The sequence below is a fragment of the Streptomyces sp. NPDC050534 genome (assembly GCF_044457745.1).
Lineage (GTDB): Bacteria > Actinomycetota > Actinomycetes > Streptomycetales > Streptomycetaceae > Streptomyces.
Map to the genome: position 1 here is coordinate 598,678 of NZ_JBITHF010000002.1, position 17,230 is coordinate 615,907.

Below are 17,230 nucleotides of genomic sequence, written 5' to 3' on the forward strand. Positions count from 1 at the left end.
CCGTCCACCCTGGCAGGAGAGGGACCATGAGCAGCCGTACCGTCATCCGCGGTGGCCTCGTCATCACCGCGTCCGACGAGATGCACGCCGACGTCCTGATCGAGGACGGCCGGATCGCCGCACTCGCCGCCTCCGGCACCCCGGCCGCAGAGGCGTTCACGGCCGAGAGGGTCATCGACGCCGCCGGCAAGTACGTCATCCCGGGCGGCGTCGACGCCCACACCCACATGGAACTGCCCTTCGGCGGCACCTTCGCCTCCGACACCTTCGAGACCGGTACCCGGGCGGCCGCCTGGGGCGGTACGACGACGATCGTGGACTTCGCCGTGCAGAGCGTCGGCCAGTCCCTGCGCGAGGGCCTGGACGCCTGGCACGCCAAGGCGGAGGGCAACTGCGCGATCGACTACGGCTTCCACATGATCGTCTCCGACGTGCACGACGAGACGCTCAAGGAGATGGACCTGCTGGTCGAGGAGGGCGTGACCTCCTTCAAGCAGTTCATGGCCTATCCGGGGGTGTTCTACTCCGACGACGGCCAGATCCTGCGCGCCATGCAGCGCTCCGCCGACAACGGCGGCCTGATCATGATGCACGCCGAGAACGGCATCGCGATCGACGTGCTGGTCGAGCAGGCGCTGGCGCGCGGGGAGACCGACCCGCGCTTCCACGGCGAGGTCCGCAAGGCCCTGCTGGAGGCCGAGGCCACCCACCGTGCCATCAAGCTCGCGCAGGTGGCCGGGGCTCCGCTCTACGTCGTGCACGTCTCCGCGGCGGAGGCGATCGCCGAGCTGGCGCGGGCGCGCGACGAGGGCCTGCCCGTCTACGGCGAGACCTGCCCGCAGTACCTCTTCCTGTCCACCGACAACCTCGCCGAGCCGGACTTCGAGGGCGCCAAGTACGTGTGCAGCACGCCGCTGAGGCCCAAGGAGCACCAGGCCGCCCTGTGGCGGGGCCTGCGCACCAACGACCTCCAGGTCGTCTCCACCGACCACTGCCCCTTCTGTTTCGTGGGCCAGAAGGAGCTCGGCCGGGGCGACTTCTCCAAGATCCCCAACGGTCTCCCGGGCGTCGAGAACCGTATGGACCTGCTCCACCAGGCCGTCGTCGACGGGCACATCAGCCGCCGCCGCTGGATCGAGATCGCCTGCGCCACCCCGGCCCGGATGTTCGGCATGTATCCCAAGAAGGGCACCATCGCGCCGGGCGCCGACGCGGACGTCGTCCTCTACGACCCGCAGGCCGAGCAGGTCCTGTCCGCCGAGACGCACCACATGAACGTCGACTACTCGGCGTACGAGGGCAGGCGCATCACCGGCCGCGTCGACACGGTCCTCTCACGCGGCGAAGTCGTCATCAAGGAGCGGGAGTACACCGGACACGCAGGTCACGGCGTCTATACCCCGCGCTCCACCTGTCAGTACCTCAACTAGGAGTGGCGCCATGGACTTCGGACTCGTTCTGCAGACCGACCCGCCGGCATCGCGGGTCGTCAGCCTGATGAAGCGCGCCGAGCGCAACGGCTTCACCCACGGCTGGACCTTCGACTCCGCCGTGCTGTGGCAGGAACCGTTCGTGATCTACAGTCAGATCCTCGCGAACACGCAGAAGCTGACCGTGGGCCCGATGGTCACCAACCCGGGCACGCGCACCTGGGAGGTCACCGCCTCCACCTTCGCCACCCTCAACGACATGTTCGGCAACCGCACCGTCTGCGGCATCGGCCGCGGCGACTCCGCGATGCGCGTTGCCGGCCGCAAACCCAACACGCTCGCCCGTATCAGCGAGGCCATGAAGGTCATCCGCGCGCTCGGCCGCGGCGAGGAGGCCGACCTCGGCGGCGGCACGGTCGTGAGGTTCCCCTGGATCAAGCCGGACGCCCGACTCCCCGTGTGGATGGCGGCGTACGGCCCCAAGGCCCTGAAGATGACCGGCGAGGAGGCCGACGGGTTCATCCTCCAGCTGGCCGACCTCTACCTCACCGAGTACATGGTGAAGGCGGTCAAGGACGCGGCCGCCGCGGCCGGCCGCAACCCCGACGACGTCACCGTCTGCGTCGCCGCGCCCGCCTACGTCACCGCCGACGACTCGCCCGAGGCGCTCGCCCACGCGCGCGAGCAGTGCCGCTGGTTCGGCGGGATGGTCGGCAACCACGTCGCCGACCTGGTCTCCAAGTACGGCGAGCACTCCTCCCAGGTCCCGGAGGAACTCACCGACTACATCAAGTCCCGTGAGGGGTACGACTACTCCCACCACGGCCGCAGCGGAAACCCCGACACCCAGTTCGTCCCCGACGAGATCGTCGACCGGTTCTGCCTCATCGGGCCGGCCGAGCGGCACGTCGAGAAGCTGAACGCGCTGCGCGAGCTGGGCGTCGACCAGTTCGCCGTGTACGACATGCACGACGCGCAGGAGGCCGTGATCGACGCCTACGGCGACAAGGTCATCCCGGCGGTCAACGCCTGAGGCCCGCGGCACCCGCGTAGCACCACCGCCCCCCACTCCAGTTCTCCCCCTCCCCACCTCCCCGGGGAGGTGGCCGGAGACCGGAGACCCGCACGGCCTTTCCGGACCACCCTTGATCGATTGGCCTGCCCATGACCGACACCGCTTCCTCAGCCATACCGCCGACAGCCCAAGTCACCCTCGACGACGGGCGCGTGGAGATCGCACCCGGATCCCCCATGCCCAGCGGTCCGTACGCGAACGAGGACCTGCTGCCGGTCCCCGTCGAAAGGCGCACCTGGACCACGTACAACTTCTCCGCCCTGTGGGTCGGCATGGCCCACAACACGGCCTCCTGGACGCTGGCCTCCGGTCTGATCGCCGTCGGCATGGACTGGAAGCAGGCGGTGTTCACCATCGTCCTGGCCAATGTGATCGTGCTGGTCCCGATGCTGCTCACCGGTCACGCGGGACCGAAGTACGGCATCCCCTTCCCGGTCTTCGCGCGTGCCTCGTTCGGCGTCCGCGGTGCCAATCTGCCCGCCGTCGTACGGGCGTTGGTGGCGTGCGGCTGGTTCGGCATCCAGACCTGGATCGGCGGCGAGGCGATCTTCTTCCTGGCCGGCAAGCTGATCGGCAACGGCTGGTCCGACGCCGCGAAGATCGGCGGGCACCCCTGGACGATGTGGCTGTCGTTCGCGATCTTCTGGGTCATCCAGGTCGCCATCATCTACCGGGGCATGGAGACGATCCGCCGCTTCGAGAACTGGGCGGCGCCCTTCGTCATCGTCGGCGCGCTGGTGATGCTGGTCTGGATGAGCAACAAGGCGGGCGGCTTCGGCCCGCTGCTCGACCAGCCCTCCAAGCTCGGCTGGGGCGGCGACTTCTGGAAGCTGTTCTGGCCGTCCCTGATGGGCATGATCGGCTTCTGGTCCACGCTGTCGCTGAACATCCCGGACTTCACCCGCTACGGCAAGAGCCAGAAGGCGCAGACCTGGGGCCAGGCGCTGGGCCTGCCGACCACGATGACGCTGTTCGCGTTCCTCTCGGTGCTGGTCACCTCCGGCTCACAGGCCGTGTACGGCCAGACGATCTGGGACCCGGTCCAGCTCGCGTCCAAGACGGACAACGTCCTCGGCCTGCTGTACGCGCTGGTGACCGTGCTGGTGGCGACCCTCTCCGTGAACATCGCGGCCAACCTGGTCTCGCCGGCCTTCGACTTCTCCAACGTCGCGCCGCGGAAGGTGAGTTTCCGTGCGGGCGCGCTGATCACCGCGGTGCTCGCCGTGCTGATCTTCCCGTGGAAGCTGTACTCCGACCCGCAGGGCTACATCTTCACCTGGCTCGGCCTGGTCGGAGGTCTGCTCGGCACGGTCGCCGGCATCCTCATCGCCGACTACTGGATCCTGCGCCGCGCCAAGCTGGACCTGGTCGACCTGTATCGCGCGGGCGGCCGTTACTGGTACACGGGCGGCTGGAACTGGCGGGCCGTGGTGGCCTTCGTGGTGGGCGGCGTGCTGGCGATCGGCGGGGCGAGCTTCAAGCCGCTGATCGACGGACGGCCCATCCCTGCGCTGAGGTCCCTCGCGGACTACGGCTGGGCGGTCGGCCTCGGCACCTCGATGGCGCTCTACCTGGTGCTGATGCTGCTGCGCGGACGGGACGGGGAGCGCACCGCCTGACGCGGACTGCGGGGCGGCCGGCCGGGGTTCAGCTCGTCCGGCCGCTCTGCAGTGCGGCCACGGCCTCCTTGGCGGCCTTGATGGCACCCTTGTTGATCTCGTCCGTACTGGGCGCCTTCTTCGTCTCGAAGTCGCTGCCGTTGTAGGTGATGACCACCAGCACGTTGCCCACCCGGGAGATCACCACGCCCTCGCGTGTCTGCTGCTTGTCCTGGGTGGTCAGGTTCACGACGGAGTAGCCCTCGTCACCGAGTCCGGGAACCGCCCCTCCGCCGCTCTTGTCCGCGATGCGGTTCTTGTACGCCGTCCGTCCCGCATCGTCCGAGTTCGAGACTTCGAAGGAGACGTCGAGCCAGCGGTAGTCGAAGCCGTCGAGCGCGTTCCAGGAGCAGGTGCGGCGCAGTTTCTCGTCCGTCGACTTGATCTCCTTGCCGGCCGTCTTGGCGCCCGGCACGAGCGACTTGAGCGTCTTGACGTCCACGCTGCCGCACGGTGCGGGCGCGGAGGAGTACGACTTGCTCTGGGCCGCCGTGGCCGGGGCGGTGGCCGACTGGGTGCCGGTCTTCTGCGCCTGCTTGTGCCCGGCGGCCGGCGTCGCGGCGGGTCCGGACGACAGCGCCCAGCCGGCCGCCGCCAGCACGACGACCGGGGACAGACGCGCGGTCAGAGCGAGCGGCAGAGGAAAATCGCGCACGGCACACTTTTCGGTGGGGGACGGTGTGCGGAAGGGGTCCGCACTGCGGACGGGGCGCCAGTTTCACATGAGTCTCTGTGAGACGGAAGTGTCAACTCGCTCCGTACACGCGCGGTTACCGCTCCGTCATCGCGGGTGGGGGCTCGAGGAGTCCGGCGAGCTCTCCCTGGCGGCGTGCAGGGTGAAGGCGCTCTCGATGCGGTCCACGGCGGCGAACGCGCCGTGGGCGACGAGGCGGACGAGGCAGTCGTCGGTGTGCTCCGGCCGCCGCCAGGCCGCCACGTCCTCCTCCGTGATGCGGTACGGCGCGAGGGCCGCCAGCAGCGCCAGGCGCGCGCCGGGGCGCTCACGCCGGTCCGGGAGCCCCGCCCAGGACAGCGGCGGATGCGATCCGTCCCAGTCCCACAGGGCCTCGCGTACGAGGGCCTGGTCGTCCGCGTCGAGCAGGTCCGCGCCGGCCGCGGTCGCCGCGCGCAGCGCCGCGTAGGCCGGACCGACGGTCGTGCCGGCCGCCCACGCGGGGCCCGGCGCCGGGTCGTCGAGCAGGGCGAGGGCCGCGCCGGGCACGGCGCTGCGGCGGACGGTGCCGGCGAGCGAGCGGCCCGCGAGGCTGCGCACCGGGCGCCACCGCTGGACGTTGCCCGGCAGCAGCTGCTCGGTCAGCAGGGACGACACGATCCGGTTGATGAAGTGGAAGGCGAGCGCCGTGCCGATGTAGGCGGGGGCGTGCTCGGGCGGGAACGGGTACGGCATCAGCCCGGCGCCCGGCACGCGCGTGTGCTGCCCCCAGGCCAGCACACGCGCGTGCTCCTCGCTCTCCGGCTGCTCGCCCCGCGCCAGCCGCTCGGCGAGCGCGTGGTCGCCGGTGGCGTGCAGCAGGACCGTGTGCGCGTCCACGCAGAACGGGCACTTGTTGGCGCGCGACACCCCGTACGCCGCCAGTTCCTTGCCGGTGCGGCTGCCCGCCCCGGCGATCAGAGACTCGCGCATCAGAGCCCAGGCGGGGGCGAGGATCTCGGGCGCCGAGGACAGCACCACGAAGGTGGCCGCCTTGTCGATGCCGAAGTCGCGGGCGAGCTGCTCGTACACCTCGGCGACACGGCCGGTGGCCGCCTTGGGCGGCGGAGGTTCGGTGAAACGGAAAGGTGTGGTCATGGGCAGCAGCGTGCGCCCCGGGGACCGGCCGCGTCGTCGTACGGCCGAATGCAGTGCGCTCTGCGACGGCCGGGCCGCCGGCAGCCGGTTCTACTACGGCGGGAGTAGCGCCAGAGCCGTCCACAGGGCTGACGCCGTTGTCGCGGGCGCCGTCTACTGTGCGTGCATGAGCGGGTACCGGGTCTCACGCAGGCGGCTCGCCGACGTGGCCCTCGTGATCGCCGTCGGCGCCATCGTCATGTCCGCCGCCGCCTTCGACGCGGACACCACCGCCGTCGACTACGTGCTGATCGCGGTGAGCTCGGCCGCCCTGGCCGGCTACCGCGAGGCGCCGCGGGCGGTGCTGGCGGTGTCGACGCTGAGCGGCAGCGCGTACGTCCTGCACGCCCACCCGGGCCTGGCCTCCGCCCTGCCGGTCTTCGGCGCCGTCCATACGGCCGCGCGTGCCGGGCACCGCGGGGCCGCGGCCGCCGCGAGCGGGGTGTTCCTGGCCGCGTACCTCCCCACCGGTCCGACGACCCACGACGTCGTCGAGAGAACCGCCCTGCTCGCGGGCTGGTTCCTGTGCGCGGTGATCACGGGCATGGCCGACCGCAACTGGCAGGCGTATCTGCGCCAGACCGAACAGCGGGCCGTGGAGGCGGAGCGCACCCGGGAGGAGGCGGCCCTGCGCCGCGCCGGCGAGGAACGCCTGCGTATCGCACGGGAGTTGCACGACTCGCTCACCCACAGCATCTCGATCGTCAAGCTCCAGGCGGGAGTCGCGGTCCACCTGGCCCGCAAGCGCGGCGAGGAGGTGCCGCCCGCGCTGCTCGCCATCCAGGACGCCAGCAGCGAGGCGATGCGCGAACTGCGCTCCACCCTGGAGGTGCTGCGCAGCGACGAGCCGACCGGAACGCCCGCCCTGCTGGTGGAGCGGGCCTGCGCGGCGGGCCTCGCCGCTGACCTCAAGGTGACCGGCGAGGTCAGCCCCGTGCCGCCGACGCTCGACCGTGCCGTCTACCGCATCGTCCAGGAGGCCCTGACGAACGCCGCCCGGCACGCGGGCCCCGCAAGGGTTCAGGTCCAACTGGCTTACGAAACAGATGGGTTGACGATCACGGTGACCGACGACGGTACGGCCGACCCGTCCCGCCCGCCCACACCCGGCGTGGGCCTGACCGGTATGCGCGAACGCGTCACCGCGCTCGCCGGCACCCTGCACGCCGGCCCGCGCGCGGAGGGCGGGTTCGAGGTGCGGGCGCGGCTGCCGCTGGGGGAGGCCGGATGATCCGGGTGGCTCTCGTCGACGACCAGGCGCTCATGCGGGCGGGGTTCCGTGCGCTGCTGGAGGCCGAGGAGGGCATCGAGGTGGTGGGGGAGGCACCCGACGGCGAGCGGGGCCTGGCGCTGGTGCGGGCGCACCTGCCCGACATCGCGCTGATCGACGTGCAGATGCCGGTGATGACGGGCATCGAGGCCACCCGCCGGATCGCCGCCGACCCCGCGCTCGCGGCCGTACGCGTCGTCATCCTCACCAACTACGGCCTGGACGAGTACGTCTTCGAGGCGCTGCGCGCCGGTGCGAGCGGCTTCCTCCTCAAGGACACGGAACCGGCCGACCTGCTGCAGGCCATCCAGGTGGTGGCCCGCGGCGAGGCCCTGCTCTCGCCGTCGGTCACCCGCACCCTGATCGGCGAGTTCGTGTCCCGGCCGCCGGACCGGGCGACGGCGCCCGGACTCGACTGCCTGACGCGGCGCGAGCGCGAGGTGACGGCCCTGGCCGCCCGGGGCCTGAGCAACGAGGAGATCGCCGCCCACATGGTCGTCAGCCCCTTCACGGCCAAGACCCACATCAGCCGCGCGATGACGAAGCTGGGCGCGCGTGACCGGGCCCAACTCGTTGTCTTCGCCTACGAGTCGGGCCTGGTCTCGGCACGGCACGCCTGAGCGGGTGCCGCGCCGGGAGCGCTCAGGCGGCCGTACCGCCCGCGTAGTCGCCGGCGAACGTGGTCTCGACGGTGGTGGCCACGGACTGGGCCACTCCGGTGCCGGTGAGGATGATGCCCAGCTCGCGGTTGTTGGACAGCGAGTTGCTGCTGATGTTCATCGAGCCCGCCTCCACCTCCTGGGTGGACAGCCCGTAGTCGGCGACCATGGCCTTGGCGTGGATGTAGAAGCCGTTGGGGTCGGAGTAGCCGACGACCTTGCCGCCGGCGCTCTTCACCGCGGAGACCTCGCTGGCGTAGGAGCCGGGGGTCTCCAGGACCACCCGTACGGCCACGCCCGCCTTCGCCCGTGCCACGATCGCGTCGACGACCGTGCTGTCGCTGAACTCCAGCTCCTCGACGTCGAGCGTCCTGGTCGCGCTGTTGATCACGGACAGCAGACGGTTGCGGGAGTCGGTGGGCGACCAGAGGAGGTGGTCGCCGTCGGTCGGGGTCACCGCGGTGCCGGCGTAGTCCGCGTTGAAGACCTTCTCGATCGCGGCGACGTCACGGGTGTCGTCGGTGAAGACGCCGTAGTCGCGGCCGGTCGCGTAGTACTGCGAGGTGAGATTGCCCGTGAGGACCAGCGACTTGGTGCCGTCCACCGTGATCGTCTTCTGGTGGGTGTAGACGAAGGAGGACGACGACCACACCACGCCCACGCCCGCGGCGGTCAACGCCGTGTAGGCCGAGCTGTTGGCGCTCTGGTGCTGCCGGTCCAGGACGACCCGCACCGTGACGCCCTTGTTCTTCAGGGCTATGAGGTCGTTGACGGCGGTGGTGTCCTCCAGCTCGTACATCGTCATGTCGAGGGAGCTGGTGGCCGAGTTGACGAAGTCGTAGATCGCCGGCTCACCGCCGCTCTGCGAGAAGGCGAACGCGGAGTAGCTCGCGGCGTTCGCGGGGACGGCGGTGGCGAGGACGGCGGTGCCGGCGGTCAGGGCGACTCCCGCGCGGGCGAGGATCTTCCACAACATGCGTGACTCCTGGTCGAGTTGAAGCCCACGTGGGGGGTGGTGAGCGTGGGCATGACACCACGCGCGTAGAACGCCGAGAAGGACGCGCGGGGTTAACGCGTCATGTCCGCCCGCCCAGGCCGCCGGACAAAGGGGACTTCGCGCAGGTGGGAACCGGTTCATGGGCTCCCCGCGAGAACGCAAAATCTTGGTAGGCGCGGGGGATGGGTAGCCTGCCGGTGGACCCGAGCGCCGACCGGACCGGCGAAGGCGCGTCAGCAGTGAGGTGAGAGATGCCGTTCACGACCCGGCCGACCTTGCAGGGCACCTTCGGGATGGTGTCCTCCACCCACTGGCTGGCCTCGCAGTCGGCGATGGCGGTGCTGGAGGCCGGCGGGAACGCGTACGACGCGGCCGTGGCGGGGGCGTTCGTGCTGCACGTCGTCGAGCCGCACCTCAACGGGCCGGCCGGCGAGGTGCCGATCCTGCTCGCCCCGGCGGGCGCCGAGGTGCGGGTGCTGTGCGGCCAGGGCGTGGCCCCGGCCGGGGCCACGGTCGCGCACTACCGGTCGCTCGGCTTGGACCTCGTCCCCGGCACCGGACCGCTCGCCGCCGCCGTGCCCGGCGCGTTCGACGCCTGGATGCTCCTGCTGCGCGACCACGGCACCAAGCCCCTCGCCGACGTCCTCGCGTACGCGATCGGATACGCCGAGCACGGCCACGCGCCCGTGGAGAACGTCGGTGCGACCGTCGAGACCGTACGGGAACTCTTCGAGACGGAGTGGACCTCCTCGGCGGAGGTGTACCTCCCGGGCGGGAAGGCCCCGAGGCCCGGTGAGCTCTTTCGCAACCCCGCCCTCGCCGCCACCTGGAAGCGGCTGCTCGCCGAGGTCGCCGGGGCCGGGGACCGGGTAGCCCAGATCGAGGCCGCACGCGAGGCGTGGCGGTCCGGGTTCATCGCCGAGGCCCTGGTCCGGCAGGCGCGGCGGCCGACCATGGACACCAGCGGCGAGCGCCACGCTGGCACGCTGACGGCCGCCGACCTCGCCGGCTGGTCCGCGACCTACGAGATTCCGGCGACGTACGACTGGAACGGCTGGACCGTGTGCAAGGCCGGCCCCTGGAGCCAGGGCCCGGCCTTCCTCCAGCAGCTAGCCCTGCTCCCGCCCGAACTGCCCGCGTACGGGACCGCCGACTACGTCCATCTGCTGATCGAGGGCTGCAAGCTCGCCATGGCCGACCGCGAGGCCTGGTACGGGGACGCGGCCGAGGTCCCGCTCGGCGATCTGCTGTCGCCGCGCTACAACGCTGCCCGGCGCCACCTCGTCGGCGCCAAGGCCTCGCACGAGCTGCGCCCCGGCGGCCCCGGCGGACGCACCCCGCGGCTCAGCGCGCACGCGCACGTGGTCGTCGGCGACGAGCCCGGATTCAGCCCCATGGGCGCCGGCGAACCGACCGTGGCCAAGCCGCCCGTCTCGCCGGTGCCGGGCGAGCCCCCGGTCGCGGCGGACGGCGGCACCCGTGGCGACACCTGCCACCTGGACGTCGTCGACCGCTGGGGCAACATGGTCGCCGCCACCCCCAGCGGCGGCTGGCTCCAGTCGAACCCCGTCGTGCCCGAACTGGGCTTCCCGCTCGGCACCAGGCTCCAGATGACCTGGCTGGAGGAGGACCTGCCGAACGCGCTCACGCCCGGCCGCCGGCCCCGCACCACCCTCACGCCCTCGATCGCGCTGCGCGACGGCGTCCCGGTCATGGCCTTCGGCACGCCCGGCGGGGACCAGCAGGACCAGTGGCAGCTGCACTTCTTCCTGGCCGTCGCCCTGCGCGCCCAGGCCCGCGGGGGCCTCGACCTGCAGGGCGCGATCGACGCCCCGAACTGGCACAACGACAGCTTCCCGGGCTCGTTCTACCCGCGCGGCATGCGGCCGGGGAACGTGACGGTCGAGTCCCGCATGGACGCCGGGATCGTCGAGGAACTGCGGCGCCGGGGCCACCACGTGACCGTCGGCGACCCTTGGTCGGAGGGGCGGCTGTGCGCGGTCGCCCGGGACCCCGCCACCGGCGTCCTGTCGGCGGCCGCCAATCCGCGAGGCATGCAGGGGTACGCGGTGGGTCGCTGATCGCGACCGCGGAGTTCACGTGGATTCCACCGGGGATCCACCCTCCCGGCGGGGATTGTCAGTGGCGCGTGCTCTCATGGAGGCATGATCGAAGAAAAGGAAACCATCGACGAGTTTCTCGCCCGCCACTCGGCCGACGTGGAGGAGGCGGTCCGCAAGGCCGCCGCGGCCGAGATCATGCCCCGCTTCCGCAGCCTGGCCGCGCACGAGGTCGACCAGAAGAGCGGACCGCACGACCTGGTGACCGACGCCGACCGCCTCACCGAGCGGTATCTCACGGACGTGCTCCGCCGGCTCCTGCCCGGCTCCGTCGTCGTCGGCGAGGAGGCGGTGCACGCCGACCCGGAGGTGTACGCGGCGATACAGGGCGACGCCCCGGTCTGGATCGTCGACCCGGTCGACGGGACGCGCCAGTTCGTGCACGGCGACCCCGGATTCTGCACGCTGGTCGCGCTCGCCCGGCGCGGAGTCCTGCTCGCCTCGTGGACGTACCTGCCGGCCTCGGACCAACTCGCCACCGCCGTGAGGGGGCAGGGCGCCTTCCTCGACGGCGAGCGGCTGCACGCCGGTTCGCCCGACCCTGGACGCGACCTCCAAGTGGCCACCTCCCACCCCGACTACACGACCGACGCGCAGAAGCGGGCCCTGCTCGGCCTGTGGACCGACGGTGTCGCGCCGCGTGCCTGCGGCTCGGCCGGCCTGGAGTATCTGGCCATCGCCCGCGGCGAGTTGGACGCGCTGGCCTTCAGCTGGGAGGCGGCATGGGATCACGCCGCCGGCATCCTGCTGGTCGAGGAGGCGGGCGGTGCCCATCTGACGCCGACCGGCGAGCCGTTCCGCATCACGGGCGGCAACGCCCTGCCGTTCACGGCCGCCCGCGACGCGGCGACGGCCCGCCGGGTGAAGGGGCTGCTGTCGGACATGGCGTGATCCGGGCGACCGTTCAGGAGTGAACCACCCGCCTCGGGAGAGTGCCGGACCTCCGGCATATCCTGATCCTCAGTGGCCATCGGCTGACGAAGGGGTCCGAAGGTGCCGTCGATGCTCGATGCTGTCGTGGTGGGTGCGGGGCCGAACGGACTGACGGCCGCCGTGGAGCTGGCCCGCCGCGGCTTCTCCGTGGCGGTCTTCGAGGCCCGCGACACCGTCGGCGGCGGAGCCCGCACCGAAGAGCTCACCCTGCCCGGCTTCCGGCACGACCCGTGCTCCTCGGCCCATCCGCTGGGCATCAACTCCCCGGCCTTCCGCGCCCTGCCGCTGGACCGGTACGGCCTGGAGTGGCTGCACCCCGAGCTGCCGATGGCGCACCCCTTCACCGACGGCAGCGCCGCCGTGCTGTCCCGTTCGGTGGCCGAGACGGCGGCCTCGTTCGGCCCGCGGGACGCGGGCGCGTACCGCAGGCTCGTCGAGCCGTTCCTGCCCAAGTGGGACACCTTGACGCGGGACTTCATGTCCCTGCCGGGCACCGCGCTCCCACGCGACCCGGTGACCCTCGCCCGCTTCGGCCTGGTCGGCCTGCCCCCGTCGACCTGGCTGGCCCGCCGGTTCCGCGACGAGCCCGCCAAGACCCTGTTCGCGGGCCTCGTCGCGCACGTCATGGCGCCCCTGACCGGCCTCGCCACCGGCGCCATCGGCCTGGTCTTCGCGCTCGCCGCACACGCCCGCGGCTGGCCCGTGGCCCGCGGCGGCTCCCAGTCCATCTCGGACGCGCTCACCGCGTACCTCAAGGACCTGGACGGCGTGGTCCACACGGACTACGAGGTCAAGCGCCTCGACGACCTGCCGCCCGCGCGCGCCTACGTCTTCGACACCTCACCCACCGCCCTGGCCCGTATCGCGGGCTTCGGCCGCTACTACGACGGCTACCGCTACGGCCCGGGCGTCTTCAAGGTCGACTACGCCCTGGACGGCCCGGTGCCGTGGACCGCCCAGGAGGCCCGGGCCGCCGGCACCGTGCAGATCGGTGCGGACAGCGCCGAGATCGGCACCGCGCTGCGCGACGCCTCACGGGAGGGCCGGGCGCCCGAGCGGCCGTTCCTGATCACGGTCCAGCCCAGCGTCGTGGACCCCACCCGCGCACCCGACGGCAAGCACGTCTTCTGGGCCTACGGCCATGTCCCGAGCGGCTGGACGGGCGACCTCACGGACGCCATGGAGCGTCAACTGGAGCGCTTCGCGCCGGGGTTCCGCGACCGCGTCCTCGCCCGCGCGACCGCCGGCCCGCCCGAGATCGCCGCCCGCAACCACAACTACATCGGCGGGGACATCGGCTCCGGCGCGGTCTCCGGCCTGCAGACCCTGCTGCGCCCCAAGCTCTCCCTCTCGCCGTACAGCACCCCGCATCCGGCCATTTTCATCTGCTCGTCGGCGACCCCGCCCGGGCCCGGGGTGCACGGCATGTCCGGTCACAACGCGGCGAAGGCCGTCTGGAAGAGGCTGAGGCAGACATGACCACCATCACGCTCGCCCAGGGCGACATCACGCGCGAGAGCGTCGACGCGATCGTCAACGCCGCGAACTCCTCCCTGCTCGGCGGCGGAGGCGTCGACGGCGCCATCCACCGCCGCGGCGGCCCGGCGATCCTCGAGGAGTGCCGCAAGCTGCGCGCCTCCAGGTACGGCAAGGGCCTGCGCACCGGCCAGGCGGTCGCCACCACCGCCGGCGACCTCGACGCACGCTGGGTGATCCACACCGTGGGACCGGTCTGGTCCGCAGGCGAGGACCGCTCCGGGCTGCTGGCCTCCTGCTACCGCGAGTCCCTCCGCGTCGCCGACGAGCTCGGCGCCCGTACGGTCGCCTTCCCCGCCGTCTCCACCGGCATCTACGGCTGGCCGATCGACGACGGCGCCCGCATCGCGGTGGAGACGGTCCGGGCCGCGGACACGTCGGTCGAGGAGGTCCGGTTCGTGCTCTTCGACGAACGGGCCTACGAGGCGTTCGCGGCGCAGACCCGCTGACCTGGAGCCGGGCCCGGGGGAGCGGCTCCGTTCACCCGGTGCCGTCCCCGTCCGGCCGGCCGTCGTCCAGCAGGGAGCGCAGCAGCTGCTCGTCCGCGGGGCTCAGATCGGAGACGAAGCGGGCGAGGACGGTGCCGCGGTCGGCGTCCTTGTCGAGTTCGGCATGCATCCGGCGGGCCGTGAGGCCGTGCGAGTCCTGGGCCGGGGCATAGGCGTAACCGCGGCCCGAGCGCGCGCGGGTCACCGCGCCCTTGGCGTGCAGCCGGGTGAGGATCGTCGTCACCGTCGTGCGCGCGAGGCCGCCGCCGAGCTCCTTCTGGACGGCGCCGGGCGTGAGCGCCTTGCCGGCGGCCCACAGCGCGGCGAGTACGCTCGCCTCCAGCTCGCCGGCCGGCCGGCGGTCCGTGCGCCCGTCGACCGGCTCGTCACCCTGCCAATCGGACATGGGAACGCTCCTCGGCTCTCGTTCGTCTACAGTGCGGTAGACGGTCTACGTGACTGTAGTCGCTCGGTGCGGGCCCGTGCCCGCTCCGTCCACGTCCCAGTATGAGAGGGGTCGTCTCCGTGGCAGCTGCCCACATGGCCGTGACCCAGGCGGTGAACGTCCTGGACGCCGGTTCCCTGCTGTCCGCGTTCGGTGCTCTCGGCGTCGCCGTGGTGATGTTCGCCGAGACCGGACTGCTGGTCGGGTTCTTCCTGCCCGGCGACTCCCTGCTGTTCACGGCCGGACTGCTGTGCGCCGGCGGCTCCGGGCGCTCCGTCCATCTCTCGCTCTGGCAGGTGCTGGTGGCCGCCGTGGCCGGCGCGCTGCTCGGCGCCCAGACGGGGTACTGGCTCGGGCGCCGCGGCGGCCGCGCCCTGCTGGCGCGCAGCAGAGCGAGGAAGCTGCACGAGGGCGCGGAGCGGGCCGAGCAGCTGCTCGAGCGCTACGGCCATGCCAAGGCGGTGGTCCTCGCCCGCTTCGTGCCGATCGTGCGCACCGTGCTGAACCCCCTGGCCGGTGCGCTCGACGTGCCGCCGCGGGTCTTCACGGTGTGGCAGGTGCTGGGTGGTCTGGTGTGGACGATCGGCCTGACGCTGGGCGGCTACGCGCTCGGTTCCTCGGTGCCGAACATCGACCACTACCTGCTGCCGATGGTCGCGCTCGTGGTCCTCGTCTCCCTGACCCCGATCGCCCTGGAGGCGCGCCGCGCGCGTGCCCGCCGCGCGTCCGGGGGGACCCCTTCCTGACCGGTGGGACGTGCGGCCGAGCGCACTGACCGCCGTCAGGTATGCGCCGTAATCTGGTGCCATGGCCGGCGCGACTCCTCGCGGCAGGGCCGTGCGACGCGGCCCGGGCGAGCTGGAGAGCGAGATCCTCGCCACCCTGTGGGCGACGGACCGCGCCCTCACGCCGGCCGAGATCCAGGCATGTCTGCGCGGCGGCCTCGCCTACAACACCGTGCACACGATCCTGCGGCGCCTGCACGACAAGGGACTCGTCCTGCGGGACGCCGACGGCAGGCGCGGCGCCTACCGCCCGGTGAAGAACGCCGCCCAGCTGACCGCCGAGGCCATGCACCGCGCCCTGGCCCGCGGCCCCGACCCGATCGCCGCCCTCCAGCACTTCGTGACCGGCCTGACCTCGGCGGAGGAGGCGGCGTTGCGTGCGCTGTTGGACGAGAGCGGGGCATGAGGCCGGGGCGATCCGGGGCATTCCAGCGCACGTGAGGTTGATGTCGGATTCTCGCCAGCCCCGGCCCCGCCCGTCCCCGATGCTGGACGTATGCAGAACGGGATGCACACCGACCGAGAGCGCTGCGTGCGCGCCGTCCAGTCCAAGGACGCGCGCTTCGACGGATGGTTCTTCACGGCAGTCCTGACGACCCGCATCTACTGCCGGCCCAGCTGCCCCGTCGTCCCGCCCAAGCCCGAGAACATGACCTTCCACCCGAGCGCGGCCGCCTGCCAGCAGGCCGGGTTCCGGGCCTGCAAGCGCTGCCGCCCCGACACCAGCCCGGGCTCCCCGGAGTGGAACCAGCGAGCCGATCTCGTGGCCCGGGCGATGCGCCTGATCGCCGACGGCGTCGTGGACCGCGACGGCGTCCCCGGCCTCGCCGCCCGCCTCGGCTACAGCACCCGGCAGATCGAACGCCAGCTGCTCGCCGAGCTGGGCGCCGGCCCGCTCGCCCTGGCCCGAGCCCAGCGAGCCCAGACCGCCCGCCTGCTGATCGAGACGACGACGCTCGCGATGGCGGAGGTCGCGTTCGCCGCCGGCTTCTCCTCGATCCGCACCTTCAACGACACCGTGCGCGAGGTCTTCGCCCTGGCGCCGAGCGAACTGCGGGCCCGGCTGCCGAAGAAGAACGCGCCGGCCGGCACTCCGGGCGCGCTGACGCTCCGCCTGCCCTTCCGTACCCCGCTCAACCCCGACAACCTCTTCGGCCACCTCGCGGCCACCGCCGTACCCGGCGTGGAGGAGTGGAGGGACGGCGCCTACCGCCGCACGCTCCGCCTCCCGTACGGCCACGGCATCGTGACGCTCGCGCCCGGGCCCGACCACATCGCCTGCCGGCTCACCCTCGCCGACCTGCGCGACCTCACGGTCGCCATCAGCCGCTGCCGCCGCATGCTCGACCTGGACGCCGATCCGGTCGCGATCGACGACCAGCTGCGCACGGACCCCCTGCTCGCCCCGCTGGTCGACAAGGCCCCCGGCCGGCGTGTCCCGCGCACGGTCGACGAGGCGGAGTTCGCCGTGCGCGCCGTACTCGGACAGCAGGTCTCCACGGCCGCGGCCCGCACCCACGCGGCCCGCCTCGTCACGGCGCACGGCGACCCGGTGGACGACCCCGAGGGCGGCCTCACCCACGTCTTCCCGACCCCTGACGCGCTCGCCGCCGTGGACCCGGAGTCCCTGGCGATGCCGCGCACCCGCCGCACGACCTTCACCACTCTCGTACGTCAGCTCGCGGACCACACCGTCCACCTGGGCCCGGAGAGCGACTGGCCGGAGACCCGCGCCCGGCTCCTGGCCCTGCCCGGTTTCGGCCCCTGGACGGTCGACGTCATCGCCATGCGCGCCCTCGGCGACCCCGACGCCTTCCTCCCCACCGACCTCGGCATCCGCCGCGCCGCCGAGGAACTGGGCCTCCCGTCCACCCCGGCGGCCCTCACCGCCCGCGCGGCGGCCTGGCGCCCCTGGCGGGCGTACGCCGTCCAGTACCTGTGGGCGACGGACAGCCATCCGATCAACTTCCTCCCGGTGTAAGGAC

General features: G+C 72.2%; 16 protein-coding genes. 12 read left to right on the plus strand and 4 right to left on the minus strand.

What is annotated here, in order from left to right; all coding sequences use genetic code 11:
- The first annotated feature begins 26 nt into the window (after positions 1 to 26).
- The 3 genes from hydA to ACIBN2_RS08225 all read left to right on the plus strand — a co-directional run bounded on the left by hydA (position 27) and on the right by ACIBN2_RS08225 (position 4,124).
- On the plus strand, positions 27 to 1,430 hold the full coding sequence (gene hydA, locus ACIBN2_RS08215; protein ID WP_399133405.1) for a dihydropyrimidinase: 1,404 nt from the start codon (positions 27 to 29) through the stop codon (positions 1,428 to 1,430).
- 10 nt (positions 1,431 to 1,440) lie between these two features.
- A complete protein-coding gene (locus ACIBN2_RS08220; protein ID WP_399133406.1) occupies positions 1,441 to 2,463 on the plus strand; it encodes a TIGR03842 family LLM class F420-dependent oxidoreductase in 1,023 nt (340 codons plus the stop codon).
- 131 nt (positions 2,464 to 2,594) lie between these two features.
- Complete coding sequence (locus ACIBN2_RS08225) at positions 2,595 to 4,124, plus strand: NCS1 family nucleobase:cation symporter-1 (RefSeq protein WP_399133407.1); 1,530 nt, start codon at positions 2,595 to 2,597, stop codon at positions 4,122 to 4,124.
- Positions 4,125 to 4,152: 28 nt separating this feature from the next.
- On the opposite strand, the gene ACIBN2_RS08230 is transcribed toward ACIBN2_RS08225, so the two are convergent.
- Together ACIBN2_RS08230 and ACIBN2_RS08235 are read right to left on the minus strand one after the other, a co-directional pair.
- A complete protein-coding gene (locus ACIBN2_RS08230) occupies positions 4,153 to 4,818 on the minus strand; it encodes a hypothetical protein (RefSeq protein ID WP_399133408.1) in 666 nt (221 codons plus the stop codon).
- 126 nt (positions 4,819 to 4,944) lie between these two features.
- The gene (locus ACIBN2_RS08235) at positions 4,945 to 5,973 is read right to left on the minus strand and encodes a carboxymuconolactone decarboxylase family protein (RefSeq protein WP_399133409.1); all 1,029 of its coding nucleotides are present in this window, start codon (positions 5,971 to 5,973) and stop codon (positions 4,945 to 4,947) included.
- A 166-nt stretch (positions 5,974 to 6,139) separates the two neighbouring features.
- Between ACIBN2_RS08235 and ACIBN2_RS08240 the strand changes: the two genes are divergently transcribed.
- Positions 6,140 to 7,243 (plus strand): sensor histidine kinase, encoded by a 1,104-nt coding sequence (locus tag ACIBN2_RS08240; protein WP_399133410.1) that lies wholly within the window; start codon positions 6,140 to 6,142, stop codon positions 7,241 to 7,243.
- A complete protein-coding gene (locus ACIBN2_RS08245) occupies positions 7,240 to 7,902 on the plus strand; it encodes a response regulator (RefSeq protein WP_399133411.1) in 663 nt (220 codons plus the stop codon). Before ACIBN2_RS08240 ends, ACIBN2_RS08245 begins: the two co-directional genes overlap by 4 nt.
- Before the next feature lie 22 nt (positions 7,903 to 7,924).
- On the opposite strand, the gene ACIBN2_RS08250 is transcribed toward ACIBN2_RS08245, so the two are convergent.
- Positions 7,925 to 8,917: a phospholipase D-like domain-containing protein gene (locus ACIBN2_RS08250; protein WP_399133412.1), complete on the minus strand. Its 993-nt coding sequence runs from the start codon at positions 8,915 to 8,917 to the stop codon at positions 7,925 to 7,927.
- Positions 8,918 to 9,189: 272 nt separating this feature from the next.
- On the opposite strand from ACIBN2_RS08250, the gene ACIBN2_RS08255 reads away from it, so the two are divergent.
- The 4 genes from ACIBN2_RS08255 to ACIBN2_RS08270 all read left to right on the plus strand — a co-directional run bounded on the left by ACIBN2_RS08255 (position 9,190) and on the right by ACIBN2_RS08270 (position 13,976).
- Positions 9,190 to 11,019, plus strand: a complete 1,830-nt coding sequence (locus ACIBN2_RS08255; protein WP_399133413.1) for a gamma-glutamyltransferase family protein — start codon at positions 9,190 to 9,192, stop codon at positions 11,017 to 11,019.
- 84 nt (positions 11,020 to 11,103) lie between these two features.
- A complete protein-coding gene (locus ACIBN2_RS08260; protein WP_399133414.1) occupies positions 11,104 to 11,949 on the plus strand; it encodes an inositol monophosphatase family protein in 846 nt (281 codons plus the stop codon).
- Positions 11,950 to 12,060: 111 nt separating this feature from the next.
- Entirely contained in the window at positions 12,061 to 13,470 is a 1,410-nt protein-coding gene (locus tag ACIBN2_RS08265; protein ID WP_399133416.1) for a phytoene desaturase family protein, read from the plus strand.
- Positions 13,467 to 13,976 (plus strand): O-acetyl-ADP-ribose deacetylase, encoded by a 510-nt coding sequence (locus tag ACIBN2_RS08270; RefSeq protein ID WP_399133417.1) that lies wholly within the window; start codon positions 13,467 to 13,469, stop codon positions 13,974 to 13,976. The genes ACIBN2_RS08265 and ACIBN2_RS08270 overlap by 4 nt, the downstream gene beginning before the upstream one ends.
- 31 nt (positions 13,977 to 14,007) lie before the next feature.
- Here ACIBN2_RS08270 and ACIBN2_RS08275 read toward each other — a convergent pair whose 3' ends face one another.
- Positions 14,008 to 14,421 (minus strand): BlaI/MecI/CopY family transcriptional regulator, encoded by a 414-nt coding sequence (locus ACIBN2_RS08275; RefSeq protein WP_399133418.1) that lies wholly within the window; start codon positions 14,419 to 14,421, stop codon positions 14,008 to 14,010.
- Positions 14,422 to 14,522: 101 nt separating this feature from the next.
- On the opposite strand from ACIBN2_RS08275, the gene ACIBN2_RS08280 reads away from it, so the two are divergent.
- The 3 genes from ACIBN2_RS08280 to ACIBN2_RS08290 all read left to right on the plus strand — a co-directional run bounded on the left by ACIBN2_RS08280 (position 14,523) and on the right by ACIBN2_RS08290 (position 17,226).
- Positions 14,523 to 15,206 carry a DedA family protein gene (locus ACIBN2_RS08280; protein WP_399133419.1) on the plus strand — a complete coding sequence of 228 codons (684 nt, stop codon included), beginning with the start codon at positions 14,523 to 14,525 and terminating at the stop codon, positions 15,204 to 15,206.
- Positions 15,207 to 15,267: 61 nt separating this feature from the next.
- Positions 15,268 to 15,651 (plus strand): BlaI/MecI/CopY family transcriptional regulator, encoded by a 384-nt coding sequence (locus ACIBN2_RS08285; RefSeq protein WP_399133420.1) that lies wholly within the window; start codon positions 15,268 to 15,270, stop codon positions 15,649 to 15,651.
- A 102-nt stretch (positions 15,652 to 15,753) separates the two neighbouring features.
- On the plus strand, positions 15,754 to 17,226 hold the full coding sequence (locus ACIBN2_RS08290) for a DNA-3-methyladenine glycosylase 2 family protein (RefSeq protein ID WP_399133421.1): 1,473 nt from the start codon (positions 15,754 to 15,756) through the stop codon (positions 17,224 to 17,226).
- The last annotated feature ends 4 nt before the right edge of the window (positions 17,227 to 17,230 follow it).

Bases quoted from the DNA above. Each gene is read 5' to 3' on its own strand.
- hydA (WP_399133405.1), top strand. From the start codon at position 27: ATGAGCAGCCGTACCGTCATCCGCGGTGGCCTCGTCATCACCGCGTCC.
- ACIBN2_RS08220 (WP_399133406.1), top strand. From the start codon at position 1,441: ATGGACTTCGGACTCGTTCTGCAGACCGACCCGCCGGCATCGCGGGTC.
- ACIBN2_RS08225 (WP_399133407.1), top strand. From the start codon at position 2,595: ATGACCGACACCGCTTCCTCAGCCATACCGCCGACAGCCCAAGTCACC.
- ACIBN2_RS08235 (WP_399133409.1), bottom strand. From the start codon at position 5,973: ATGACCACACCTTTCCGTTTCACCGAACCTCCGCCGCCCAAGGCGGCC.
- ACIBN2_RS08240 (WP_399133410.1), top strand. From the start codon at position 6,140: ATGAGCGGGTACCGGGTCTCACGCAGGCGGCTCGCCGACGTGGCCCTC.
- ACIBN2_RS08245 (WP_399133411.1), top strand. From the start codon at position 7,240: ATGATCCGGGTGGCTCTCGTCGACGACCAGGCGCTCATGCGGGCGGGG.
- ACIBN2_RS08250 (WP_399133412.1), bottom strand. From the start codon at position 8,917: ATGTTGTGGAAGATCCTCGCCCGCGCGGGAGTCGCCCTGACCGCCGGC.
- ACIBN2_RS08255 (WP_399133413.1), top strand. From the start codon at position 9,190: ATGCCGTTCACGACCCGGCCGACCTTGCAGGGCACCTTCGGGATGGTG.
- ACIBN2_RS08260 (WP_399133414.1), top strand. From the start codon at position 11,104: ATGATCGAAGAAAAGGAAACCATCGACGAGTTTCTCGCCCGCCACTCG.
- ACIBN2_RS08265 (WP_399133416.1), top strand. From the start codon at position 12,061: ATGCTCGATGCTGTCGTGGTGGGTGCGGGGCCGAACGGACTGACGGCC.
- ACIBN2_RS08270 (WP_399133417.1), top strand. From the start codon at position 13,467: ATGACCACCATCACGCTCGCCCAGGGCGACATCACGCGCGAGAGCGTC.
- ACIBN2_RS08275 (WP_399133418.1), bottom strand. From the start codon at position 14,421: ATGTCCGATTGGCAGGGTGACGAGCCGGTCGACGGGCGCACGGACCGC.
- ACIBN2_RS08280 (WP_399133419.1), top strand. From the start codon at position 14,523: ATGAGAGGGGTCGTCTCCGTGGCAGCTGCCCACATGGCCGTGACCCAG.
- ACIBN2_RS08285 (WP_399133420.1), top strand. From the start codon at position 15,268: ATGGCCGGCGCGACTCCTCGCGGCAGGGCCGTGCGACGCGGCCCGGGC.
- ACIBN2_RS08290 (WP_399133421.1), top strand. From the start codon at position 15,754: ATGCACACCGACCGAGAGCGCTGCGTGCGCGCCGTCCAGTCCAAGGAC.